14 protein-coding genes are annotated in these 12,415 nt (G+C 39.6%); all 14 read right to left on the bottom strand.

Annotation, left to right across the window (positions count from 1 at the left end; translation table 11 throughout):
- Positions 1–75: 75 nt before the first annotated feature.
- Positions 76–246, bottom strand: coding sequence for a 50S ribosomal protein L32 (rpmF, locus tag HCJ30_RS01280; protein WP_003730546.1), 171 nt, complete (start codon positions 244–246; stop codon positions 76–78).
- A gap of 64 nt (positions 247–310) precedes the next feature.
- A complete protein-coding gene (locus tag HCJ30_RS01275) occupies positions 311–886 on the bottom strand; it encodes a nitroreductase family protein (RefSeq protein ID WP_185390656.1) in 576 nt (191 codons plus the stop codon).
- A 169-nt stretch (positions 887–1,055) separates the two neighbouring features.
- Entirely contained in the window at positions 1,056–1,421 is a 366-nt protein-coding gene (gene isdG / locus HCJ30_RS01270; protein WP_003721271.1) for a heme oxygenase IsdG, read from the bottom strand.
- 126 nt (positions 1,422–1,547) lie between these two features.
- The gene (locus HCJ30_RS01265) at positions 1,548–2,123 is read right to left on the bottom strand and encodes a VanZ family protein (protein WP_185390655.1); all 576 of its coding nucleotides are present in this window, start codon (positions 2,121–2,123) and stop codon (positions 1,548–1,550) included.
- Positions 2,124–2,157: 34 nt separating this feature from the next.
- On the bottom strand, positions 2,158–2,637 hold the full coding sequence (locus HCJ30_RS01260; RefSeq protein WP_185390654.1) for a GyrI-like domain-containing protein: 480 nt from the start codon (positions 2,635–2,637) through the stop codon (positions 2,158–2,160).
- Positions 2,638–2,725: 88 nt separating this feature from the next.
- Positions 2,726–3,829, bottom strand: coding sequence for a dual-specificity RNA methyltransferase RlmN (rlmN, locus tag HCJ30_RS01255; protein ID WP_010989487.1), 1,104 nt, complete (start codon positions 3,827–3,829; stop codon positions 2,726–2,728).
- A 150-nt stretch (positions 3,830–3,979) separates the two neighbouring features.
- Positions 3,980–5,680, bottom strand: coding sequence for an oleate hydratase (locus tag HCJ30_RS01250; RefSeq protein WP_003728986.1), 1,701 nt, complete (start codon positions 5,678–5,680; stop codon positions 3,980–3,982).
- 109 nt (positions 5,681–5,789) lie between these two features.
- Complete coding sequence (locus tag HCJ30_RS01245; protein ID WP_003735640.1) at positions 5,790–6,350, bottom strand: TetR/AcrR family transcriptional regulator; 561 nt, start codon at positions 6,348–6,350, stop codon at positions 5,790–5,792.
- Positions 6,351–6,538: 188 nt separating this feature from the next.
- Positions 6,539–6,781, bottom strand: coding sequence for a hypothetical protein (locus HCJ30_RS01240; RefSeq protein ID WP_008946901.1), 243 nt, complete (start codon positions 6,779–6,781; stop codon positions 6,539–6,541).
- A gap of 142 nt (positions 6,782–6,923) precedes the next feature.
- On the bottom strand, positions 6,924–7,115 hold the full coding sequence (locus HCJ30_RS01235; protein ID WP_185390653.1) for a hypothetical protein: 192 nt from the start codon (positions 7,113–7,115) through the stop codon (positions 6,924–6,926).
- 21 nt (positions 7,116–7,136) lie between these two features.
- Positions 7,137–7,796, bottom strand: a complete 660-nt coding sequence (locus HCJ30_RS01230; RefSeq protein WP_185390652.1) for a hypothetical protein — start codon at positions 7,794–7,796, stop codon at positions 7,137–7,139.
- A 673-nt stretch (positions 7,797–8,469) separates the two neighbouring features.
- On the bottom strand, positions 8,470–10,020 hold the full coding sequence (locus HCJ30_RS01225; RefSeq protein WP_185390651.1) for a hydantoinase/oxoprolinase N-terminal domain-containing protein: 1,551 nt from the start codon (positions 10,018–10,020) through the stop codon (positions 8,470–8,472).
- Positions 10,013–11,113, bottom strand: coding sequence for an S-methyl thiohydantoin desulfurase family protein (locus tag HCJ30_RS01220; RefSeq protein WP_185390650.1), 1,101 nt, complete (start codon positions 11,111–11,113; stop codon positions 10,013–10,015). The genes HCJ30_RS01225 and HCJ30_RS01220 overlap by 8 nt, the downstream gene beginning before the upstream one ends.
- Entirely contained in the window at positions 11,114–12,397 is a 1,284-nt protein-coding gene (locus HCJ30_RS01215; RefSeq protein ID WP_185390649.1) for a cytosine permease, read from the bottom strand.
- Positions 12,398–12,415: the final 18 nt, after the last annotated feature.

Here is a 12,415-nt window from a genome sequence, read left to right as displayed (position 1 = left end):
TTTTTGTGTATTTAGCTCTTTTCATTATAGTATCACAAAAAAAAGAATTTGTTCCAATCGCTGGAACAAATCCTCTTATTTTTCGATAATTGTGCGACCTTTATAAGTGCCGTCTGGTGAGATTCGGTGTGACATACGGTATTCGCCTGTTTCACTATCGCGACTCAAACCTGGTGTTGTTAAGCCTTTATGCGTACGGCGCTTGTTTTTCTTCGCTTTGGACGTACGTCTAGCTGGAACTGCCATCTTGCTCGCCTCCTTATTTCTTACACTTGTTTCATTGTAACGCTAATCACACGAAACATCAATCTTACAAATCCGCTAAATTCTTCACCCATTCATTCAAAGGACGGCGCGGTTTTGGCTCAGGAACATCAGCTAAACTACTTAAATGCAAAGTCCCGACAATTTTTTGCTCAGCAGGAATACCTAAATCATCCGCAAACTTCGCATCAAAAATAAACCGATTCGTCCGCCAAATCATCCCAATCCCCGCTTCCCAGCCAAGCAATTGGATATTTTGAATAAACGCACTAGTTGCCCCGATTGATTCGAAATCCTTTTTTCCGTGACCAATAATGTTCGTCGTCACAATGAGTAAGTAAGGCGGCGTAATAATTTTCTTCGCATACCCTGCTTTTAAATCCGCAATCTCTGCTTCGGAAAAAGTAACCCCTTGTTCGCGTTCGTTAAACTCAATGATTTTCTCGATGTAGCGTTCTTTTTCAGCCAGTGTATGTAGCACGTATACATTCCACGGCTCTACTTTGCTGTGAAAAGGCGCAAAGGCAGCTTGCTCTAAAATCGTGTTCACCGTTTCTCTTGAAATTGGCGCGTCGTTTGCTTTTTTAATGCTGCGACGTTCCATAATTGTTTTTTCAATCATGTTTAATTCCCCCTTAAATGATAAACGTTATCATTTAGAGAATTATAGCATGATTGGATTGTGGGTTGCTAGTAAAGGGGCTTTTGGAAAGAAAAACACTGTATTTATTTTCTCATCTGAAAACAAAAAAACAAGCCATCTACCTCGAAATGGCTTGTTCACTCACTTCTTATTTTTCAACAATCACAGGGTTTTGCACGTGAACTACTTCAAAACGAGCGATTGCATTTCCTACGATGCCTTTGCGGTCTTCTCTTTGTTCTCTAGTGTCTTTTGTTCTGCCGTGTGCTTTTTTGAAGGAATCGCTTTTCACCCAATTGCGTTGGGCTTCTTCGCTTTCCCATTTGCTTGTTACGACTACTTCTTCATAGTCTTTGTCTTCTGGTTTGCTGTGCCATAGTTCGAAGCCTAGGAAACCTTCTACTTCTGCGATATCTTTTGTTGGATGTCCGTCGCCATTTGCGCCTGTGAACTGACGGATAACGTGCTCTGCTGCGCCTTTTTCTACCTTAATCGTATTAGTTACAATAATCATTCTTAAATCCCCCTTGGATAATTGTATTGTATGTATAATAGGCTAGTTCCTTCCATTATATTGATAATGATTCTCAATGTCAATTTTAGGGAATGGGATTGGAGTGGGATTTAAAAAGAACAAATTTCACAATGAAGGAAATTTGTTCTTTAGTTTGAATATCGTTTTGAACCAAGGAACTAAAAGTAAAGCGCACATATACCCGATTGCGTTTAATATTAAATCATCAATATCCGAAACATTGTTTGGATATTGAAAAATCAGGTTTAGTATACCTTGCAGTACTTCGATGAATAATGAAATACATAGAGCTAAAATCAAATTTTTTAATACGGATATGCTTCTGTTTATTTTCATATAAATGGCTAATGGTGCTAATAACAATAAGTTGCCAAAGAATTGAATCATAATATGATAATTTGTCATGTGGTTAAGATAGAAGATTATTGACTTAAAAGGAATAATTTGTAAATAGGCTTCTAAGGGAAATATTTCTCTGAAAACATTTGAACTTACTATGTTAAATGGTAGCAGCACTACTTCTATTAAAACAGCTAAATAGGCTACAAAAATAACATTGATTAAAGTCTCCTTTTTATTAAACGGTGATTTTACAATGAATTTTTTAGTGCCGAAATATACTAACTCAAAAATACATATAACTATTAATGTCATTGGAATTGAGATAGGAATGGTTGTCATTAGCTCCGCCTCTGCATTTCATGGTGAGATTTTGTTAGTCTTTTTCAACCACTGGAATCCAAACTTCCGAATAATAATCAGCGGCAGTCGTATCGCCTTCTGTGTATACTTCTAATTCTGGAGCGTTCCCATGCGTGTAGTTGCATGTTTGGAACCATTCGCCGTAAATGTATTCCCACACTTTTTGGATTGCGTTAGGTAGTGGGCCGACAGATTTAAAAATGGCCCATTTGCTTGCTGGGATGGTTAGTTGTTCCATGTCTGCTGGCGGAGTGAGTTCGGATTCAATCGCGATATAATAGTCCATTTGGTCGCCGTTCATGTGGCAAACGCCTAAAATACCATCAATCGTTGCAAATTCAGCTAATTCGTTGATTCGTTCCGCGTCGCCATTTGCGTTTGCTTCTTGCCAAAATTGACTGATTTTTTCTTTTTGCGCATCGTTTTCAACCGAAAAAGTTCGTTTTTTTCCGACTGCTGTAAAAGCATTTCGTTCGACAATTTCTACTTCCATGATTTTTGTCCTCCTTCAATTGCTTTAGGTACCTTAAGTATAAACAAAAACTATCCAATCTCCAAATGGAAACCAGATAGTTTGAATATTATTCTTCCGCTGCTGCTTGTTTTTGTTTCATCCGTTCGCGCACGCCAACTCGTTTGATTTGTTTACTACGAAGTTGCCCACACGCGGCATCAATATCCGTCCCGTGTTCGCGGCGAATAACACAATTAATACCATTTTTCTTAAGCGTATCATAGAAAGCAAGCACGTCTTCTTTTGTGCTGCGTTCATAGTCGATATGCTCGTCTACCGGGTTGTAAGGAATCAAGTTAACATAAGCTAAATGGCGATGTTCGCCGAGAAGTGCCGCAAGTTCGAGCGCTTCTTTTTTATGGTCATTTACACCTTTTAACATAATGTATTCAAACGTGATTCGGCGGTTAGTTTTGTTAACGTAATAATGAATCGCTTCCATCAATTTCTCAATTGAATAGGTCTTGTTAATACGCATAATGCTCGTCCGCAGTTCATTGTTTGGCGCGTGCAAGGAAATCGCTAAGTTGACTTGGAAATCTTCATTGGCGAAATCAATAATGCGCGGTGCAAGACCACTTGTCGAAACAGTGATATGGCGCGCGCCGATTGCTAGACCTTTGTCATGATTAATCACACGCAAGAAATCCATCACATTATCGTAATTGTCAAACGGTTCCCCGATTCCCATTACAACCACGTGACTCACGCGTTCTTCCAAATTACGTCCATCCAAATAATGCTGCACATTCATAATTTGTTCCACAATCTCACCAGCAGTTAAGTCGCGACTTTTTTTCAAAAGCCCACTCGCACAAAAAGTACAGCCGATATTACAGCCAACTTGGGTCGTTACACAAACCGACAAGCCATATTCTTGCTTCATCATCACGGTTTCAATTAAGTTCCCGTCACTCAGCTTAAATAAATATTTCGTTGTGCCATCTGTAGATTCTTGCACCACTTGTTCTTCTAAAGTGTTCATCACAAAATTCGCTGTTAAAAGTTCAATTGTTTCTTTTGGAACGTTACTCATTTCTTCAAAAGTTTTGACACGTTTTCTATAAAGCCAGTCCCACACTTGCGTCGCGCGGAATTTCTTTTGACCGTGTGCCTCTAGCCATTCTGTTAAATTTGTCCATGTTAATCCGTAAATGGAGCTTTTTTCCATTGTTCAGCCTCTTTTCAGGTCTTGTTTTCGTCTATAAAGATTATAGCTGTTTTATGGTTCACAAGCAATGCTATTTCGTAAATATCAGTCGTTTGTCCTGTCTCGCACAAAAAAAGTAGCTATTCTGTCACAAATAGCTACTTTTTCACTTTATCTAAACATGGTTTGTGTTGCTTTCGCTAGCACTTTTGGATCACGATTATGTGGTGTTACTGGGCAGATTTTTTTGTCGATATCAAGCAAAGTGTACACGGCGATTCTAGCAGCACGAACGGAATATTCTTCGGTGAAAACCATATCTTTCGGAATTTCCACAAATTGGCTAATCATCGCGAAGTTTGTACTGCCCTCCGGAACAACAGCCGGACGATCGCTCATTGCCCGCGGTTCGAATTGCGCGTCAATGTACGGCATATAGCACGGAATTACATTGATTATATCCGCTTTAATTTCTTCAAAATCATCTTGCCAGTTCAAATGACACATTAATTCATATAAAATTTCTTCCCCAGTACATTCTTTCATTGGTTTTTTCACGAAATCACCAACGCGGTCTGGATATAATCCGTAACCCCAGAAAATCGTAGTATTCGCATCTTGCGCTTTAAAATGAGGTTGTGCAGCAACAACGGTACTCATTAACCAATTAGAATCTTTGAAAGTCATGAGCGCACCACTTCCTGGAATGTTACCTGTGAAGCGTTCGATGCGTTTTAATAATTTATCGCCATGACAAGTGACGGTAAAACTTTGCCAGTTTGTTTCTTCTTCATGACCGAAGAATGGCTCTGGATTGCCTAAATTTGGTTTCTTTTGAGCGACTTTGTACCAAAGTTCCCCAGAAATTGGTTTTTCTTCAGGTTTTGGCGCTGGCGTGTTCATATCGCCGAGTGTCGCGCTATCTGTCATACAAGCATTCGTCATAATCACATCATCGTCCGGGCCAAGTTCGATAGTGGATCCATCCGATAAATGAAGTGCTGTCGCTGTAATTCCAGGCGCATCTTTAAAATCAATATCTTCCACCGTTTGATTAATCGTAAAATCGACATGGTGTTTATCTAAAAATGTTTTTAAAGGTAAAATCAAGCTCTCGTATTGGTTTAGCGGCGTTCTCGTTACACCTTCTAGCGTATCAATCCGGCTAAATTCTAACATCATCCGATTCATATAACGTCTAAATTCAAACAAGCTGCTCCATTTTTGGAAAGCAAAAGTGGTTTGCCACATATACCAAAAATTCGTTTCGAAAAAGTGTTCATCAAACCAATCACGTATCGTTAAATTGTCCAGTTTTTCTTCCGGAGTAGCTAGCAATTTCGTCATCAACATCCGGTCATTATTATTAAATCCCATCGAATGCGCATCAAGGATATTGCGATCTTTATCAACTAATCTCGCTTGCGCATGGGTTGGATGTAAATGGTCAAAGTTCAAAATCTCTTCCGTCACACTAAAGTTCGGCATATCAAGCGACGGAATACTACTAAATAAATCCCAGAAATTTTCATAAGTTTCTTCATTTAACATCCGACCACCACGGCAAACAAAGCCATGTTCCACGCTTCCGGCTCCGTCATTACTTCCGCCTAAAATATGCATACCTTCAATAATATGAATATTTTTCCCATCAAAATTGGCATCACGAATTAAATAAACAGCCCCCGCCAAACTAGCAATCCCGCCACCGACGAAATACACTTGTTTGTCGCCGTAATAGCGCGCTTTAATAGCTTCATCCACTGCCCGTTCTTTTTCAGCGGCCTTTTGTTCAGAAATTTTCTTTGCTGCAATACCTGTCCCAATTGCAGCCCCAGTTAGAGCGACTAGCGTACGTTTTTTATTTTTCATCACTATCTCCTCCAATTTCTTGATACAGATAGTATACCTCTCCTCGCGCGCTTTTAATCTGGGCAAAAGAACCTTTATGTCTGGTTTTTAGACAAATTGGCGATATTGTCTAGTTTTCGCGGTACATGCTGTTTGCCAAAAATTCCGTATCCTTTGCAAGTCGAAATAGCTGGTTCGCGATTGTTTCTGGCGCTTCTTTAAAACCGCGCGTAATCCATTTAATCAGTACACCCGAGCATCCGTAAGAAAAGAATTCCGCATAGAAAACCCGGTCTGCCTCGTTCACGGCTCCATTCGTATCAATTTTTTCAAATAAATCCATAAACAGCGAATTGGTTAGTTTTGAAAAGCAAAAAGAAAGGATACTCGCATCCGCCGAAACCGTATTTTTATAGAAATCAGCATTTTCTTTAATCGATTCCAGCATTTTCAGCACATGCTTATCCCAATTTTCAAGCGTAATCCCGTCTGCCAAACAATGGAAAAAGTCATTTTCATACGTCCAAGTAAGCAAATCGTATTTATCTGTAAAATGGTAATAAAAAGTTTGCCGATTAAGCCCGCAAATATTTGTAATATCCGCAATACTAATCTTTTCAAACCGCTTATGCTGACAAAGCTCCATCAGCCCCCCAGCAATCGCTTTTTTAGTAATGAGTGATTCCGCCATGGCGTTCGCCTCGTTTCGTTTGTTTGGGTTTATTGTATCTCAGGTGGGGTTGGAATTGCTAGGGAAAGCATGGGGTTATAAAAAAGTAAGCATTGGTGTCAATGCTTACTTGAGAGGTTTGAGTTCATGTACCTAGATACAATACTCCTATTTAGTTTGGATAATCCAGCTATTCATATTTACATCCGTTAAACTAATACAATAATTAAACTTAATAGAACCACTAACACGCCTTCAAATAACATAGCGCTCCAAAGATAGTCTTTTTTCTTCACATTTAATATACCTGTTGCTAAAAAGCAGATTAAAAGGATTATGTGGAGCCAAATCGGAAAAGCAATGCCAGTATTACTACTAACCATAGAAATACTCATGTAAATACATACTATTGTCCAGACGATTAATGTACTTGTTAAAATGATTCTTTTCATTATACTATTACTCCTTAATACGGTTTGGAATTAAAGAACCAATTTCCTACATTTTTCAGTTGTTTATCTATTTTTTTACCCTTAAGCGCACCTATCCCACAAACATACGTCCTTATTTACAACGTTTCTTTTTTTGTCGGTACTAGCGAAATTTATTGTTTTCTTTTTTCTGCTTCAGTAAATATTTTCCCACGATATTCAAAATGAAAAACACTAGAAGAAATACTCTAGCATCTTCTATGATTTCTCCAATTGGGAGAAAATAAGATGCTATTAGCAACAAAACAAATACTATACCAAAAACCCAAAATGTATCATCCACTATTTTTTTCATTGTACACCTCTTTTTAACGAACTATTGTTTCCCAGCTTTGCCCATAAAAATCCCAGTGAAATAATTATAATCAAACCATACTCCATGTTTGATGTTCGAAGTCGAAACAGCTATACCAGCAACTGAACATGCAGCTTGAACAGCCCTGGCAGGTGCATATATGCCAGCGATTGCAATTCCGCTTCCAACTGCAAATTTTAAAGCTTTCGCACTGATTTTGATTCTACAATAATTCCAGCGATAATCCACTCTAGTTACCCCAGCTGATTTAAGCATCATTCTAGGGCTAGGATTTACTCTATCTGCTTCACCCGTTGGCGAGATTGCATATACTTCATCTTTTTTATTAGTTTTAGATAGTTGTAATTGTTTATTTGTTTCCTTTATATAATTTTCAACGACTTTCACCTGGTCTGATTTCATTACGAGTTCAATAGATTTATCTAATTGAAACTCATCGATTTCACTGTTATAGGATACATATTTATCTGCTAAACTTACTTCCATATCTGTCAAACCCGTTTCCACTTGTAATTCTTGTTTTTCCGTGTTCACTTGTTGTTTTTCATCTGTACTTGCCTGAGCTTGATTGGGAAATGCCATACCACTAACCAGTATTCCTCCTGCTAATAAAACACATACACATTTCTTTGCTTGTATTTTTCGAGTTGCCGTTTTCATTTTGCACACTCTCCTCTTTGTATGTTTTTTAGTACAACACAATATTAGCATGATGCTTCCATGTATAACCAAAAAAGTAATGAAATGTCTGATTCTTGTCATGAACGACGTTTTTTTGGATGAAATAGCCTTTTTTTTCGCATAAATCGAGTTATAGCTTGTTAATATTGTCCAAAATACCCCAATTTGCGCTTGTATGCAGGATTTTATACATCTAAAAAGAAAAAGTCACAAATAGTTCACTTTTAGAGTCTATTTACTGTCGTTTTATCTGTGCTTATTACTAATTAAATACAAACACTTTTGTATATAAAGCATATTTATTCACAGCAATATTATAGCCTTAAACCGATAATCGCCTGAATTTTTATCTTCTTGCTTGATACCGATGTAGCGAAGTGTGATGAATGATTCAACAAGACTTGAATTAATTCTAATCCTACTCCATTTTTATAAAGCTGGTAGCCAAATATTTTTCACATGCTGTGCGTATCTATATTTTCTAACCAGCTTCACGGATAAAAAATCACACCTAAAGATATAATTACTAATTGATTTCTGGCTTCTTATCACTGGTTAGAAAGCCTATGGATCAAAAAAACAGACTGGAAACAAAGTAATTTCTTACTTTGTTTCCAGCCTGAAGTCAGCACTGCTCCAATATTCACTTCTCTTAAACCAAATTCCCCACAACTTTCACGCGCAATCTGGTCGCATTGCCTGGATGATACGCTAATGGGATTTCTTCCACTTCCACCACTTCAATCGAGTCAGTCACTGCGCCGGCAAGAGTTGCTTGTTCTCTCGCCTTTTGCTCAGCATCTTGCAGCGCTTCTTCCCGCTCGATTTGAGAATAGATGTAGATTTGTTCGTATTGTCCGCTGATTTGGGAAATAGAGGCGCCGATTGCGTTGGCGACTGGTCCGTTTTTGTCGCGGAAAATTTGTGCGACGCCGGGAATTTCATCAGGGATAATGACGCTACCTCCACCGACAAGTACTAGATTGACGTTACTTGAGCTGGTTTTCATTTTATCAATGGCATCTTCGGTCATATCGGCGATTAATTTATACGTTTTTTCAGCAAAATCGGTTGGGATATGTGCGACCAGTTGAGCGTCGCCAATGTCCGCCATACCTAGACGAACCGCGATATCTGTTGTTGTCATCGTTTTGCCGCCGAAAACTAGCGCCTCTTCGGAAATACGATAACCAACGCTATCTGGGCCAATCGTTATTTCGCCATTTTGCTCGCGAATAACGCTACCTCCGCCTAGTCCGATGGAAATAATATCGGGCATTCTAAAGTTCGTACGCACGCCACCAACATCGACCGCAAGCGAGGACTCTCTAGGGAAGCCATCTGTAAGCACACCAATATCAGAAGTCGTGCCGCCAACATCGAGAACCATCGCGTCTTTTAGTCCCGCTAAGTAGGAAGCGCCGCGGATACTGTTTGTTGGTCCACAAGCAATTGTCAAAATCGGGAACTGTCTTGCATAATTAAGCGACATCAACGTCCCGTCATTTTGGCAAAGATAGATTTCCGCATGTTCAATTCCTTCTTGTTCCAAAGCTTTTTCGAAACCGTCGCTCGTTGCCGCGATAACTTTGAAAAGAGCTGCATTTAAAATCGTCGCATTTTCGCGTTCAATTAGTCCAACTGAACCTACAGAAGAGGAAATCGAAACAGGGATATCTGCGCCTAGTTCTTCTTCGATAATTTTTTGAACAGCTAATTCTTGGTCGTTTTTCAAAGAAGAGAAGACGCCGACAACTGCAACGGATTCTACATCACCTTTCCAACCAGCCAACGTTTCACGGATTTCTGCTTCGTTGATTTCTGATAGCACCTGACCATCGTACTCATAGCCGCCACCAGTTAGTTTATATTTTCCAGATAAAAAGCCAACCATGTCTTCCGGCCAAGCTGTATATGGTAAAACGGATGCTGTTGCAGGGTATCCTAAACGAAGAACGCCAACTTTCGCTAATTTTTTCCGTTCAACGATTGCGTTTGTACACTGCGTTGTTCCAAGCATTGCGTGTGTTACTTTCGAGCGATCAATGCCCGTTTCGCTTAATACGCGGTGAAGTGACTCGGTGATTCCTGTTTCAATATCTTCACTTGTTGGCATTTTTACACTATGAATTAGTTTTTGATTTTCATCTAAAATAACGGCATCGGTGTTTGTACCACCAACGTCAATTCCAATTTTATACATGGCGGCGTTCCTCCTTTTTGACAAGTTCTTCTAGCGGTTCAAAATCGACATCGTAGCCGAAATAGCGCGGCCCAACTGTTTCGATGCCTTTCTCTGTACGCCAAGCATCGTCGGCTGGAAGTGCCATCACGCGGACACGTTTGCCATATTTTAGCGCTTCTGTCGTTACTGGCATTAGCGTTTCCAGATCCACCATACAAATTAAATCTGGTGTAATCGCGATTGGTTCACCATTTTTCTCCGCAACAAGATTTTCGTTTTGGAAATGGACAATGACTTCGCTGCCTGCGTCTTTATTAAGTCCGTCAATTTTCACACGGCCAAAGTTAAAGCCTGCGCGCGTTTCCCGAATAACATCGGTAATTTTTCCTTCAAATAAGTGATAACCGTGCGTTACATCTAATAGTTTTTGTAGTTTTTCTGCTTCGTCAATTGATGTTTCGCGAATGACTTTACCGATTTCTTCTGAAAGTGTCACGATATTTTTAATACTACTTTGTTTAATTTGTGCACCATTACAAGGATACAAGCTAACAAGGGAACTTGCGCCCATTTCGACCGTAGTTACACGTGCAAGGCGTTCAGTCCATCTGTTGTCAATTGTTTCCATAATACCGATATTGCCTTTTTCATCGGTGATAGCCATTGGCGTTGCGGAAATGCCATCTAAATGGAACGTCACCATTTGTAGTTCTGGGAAAGCTCGGCCCATGCCGTCACAATCGACCATCGGCAAGCCTAGTTGCGCTGCCACAACGATTGGAATCATCGAGTTAACGCCGCCCGCTTCCATTGGGAATGTTCCCTTTACTTCTTTGCCTACATATTTACCTAATTTTTCAAAGACACGAACGAATTCGTCCCCTTTTGGAAATTTTTCTATAAGTACAGATGGTGCTCCCATCATAGCTGCTGGAATGAAATAGTCATCGTCAGCGATTTCGTCTGGAGATAAAAGTTGGATCGGTCCGTATTTTTTAATCGCTGTTAGGGCCATCATTTTGCCCATGTACGGATCTCCTCCGCCACCAGTGCCTAAAAATGCCGCACCAATCGCAATATCTTCAATAGCTTGTTCGTCTAAGTAACGCATTTATTTTCCCTCCAAGTTCTCTACTTTTTCCGTTTTTCCACTTAAAACTTTCGCCCCAACGAGATAAACAATTAGTGACAAAATAATACCGATAAGTGGTTGATTTGGTAATTGTGGTAGTGAAGGGAAGAATGTCAAAATGACTGGAATTCCTGCAATCACAGCACCTACTAACCAAGAACTTACACCAAGCCAGTTAACGCCTGCAACTGGTGCCCATTTGGATTTGTCGCCTTTTTGAACGATCCAGTATGAAGCAATCATTACTCCGGCAACTGGTGGAACCATCGCTGAAAGTACGGACATAATTGGTACAAAGTGGTTTAGAATACCGATAACAGCTAGTAGTGTTCCAAGCCCACCCGCAACTGCTACGGCAACTTTATGATATTTTTCTGAAATATTGAAAACGTTAATAATCGCGATCCCGCCGGAAAACGCATTAACTGCATTGGTTGTCCAAGCTGCCAAAATCAAACCGATAATTCCAAGAACTGGCAAACCTAGATTAGTAAATACAACGGAAATATCTGCCGTTCCAGCTGTTAGCGCAAGAACCGCTCCAACTGTAATCATTAAAACACCTGATGGTAAAATGCCGATGATGGCTGCTTTAACAACGTCTTTACGTGATTTTGTATATTGTGAATAGTCGCCGGCAATAACGGCACCTAATGCGAACGAGCCGATGGTAATTGCAAGCCCGGTCATGAATGACATGCTGTTTGCTGGTTTATAATTTTCAACAATCGCAAGTCCGCCATTATTTAACGAAACAACCAAACCATAAATACATACAAAAAGTAAAATCGGAACTGCAATATAATTTAAAATACTCAAAATACGAATACCATAGATAGCTGATAGTAACATAATAACTCCCCAAATCAAGGAAGATACTGGTATTGGAACATTAATTCCATAAATACCTAAAAACTGCGAAAATGCTGCGCCACAGACGTTTGCTTGAATACCAAACCATCCTAGACAAGCAATCGCTAAAAGAATCGATATGATTTTCTTAGATCCTTGTTCGCCAAATACTTGCGAAGCTACACTAACTGCTGGAATACCTAAGTCACTACTTTGCATTCCTTGATATATCATAAATACGACAATAACTCCATATCCTAAAAGTGCTATTAAAATTGCTTCCCATAGAGGCATGCCCGAAATAAGCGTTCCCCCTACAAGGAGACTCGGTACGCAGATCATTGCGCCCGTCCATAAAAATGCCAAACTTTGCCAGGATTGTGTCTGCTCAACTGTGTTTTTCTCTGTCATAATGTTTCGCCCCTTTTT

The organism is Listeria cossartiae subsp. cossartiae (genome assembly GCF_014224155.1).
In the GTDB taxonomy this organism is placed as follows: Bacteria; Bacillota; Bacilli; order Lactobacillales; family Listeriaceae; genus Listeria; species Listeria cossartiae.
Note: the sequence above shows the minus strand (reverse complement) of the source record. Positions and strands in the feature narration are given on the sequence as shown.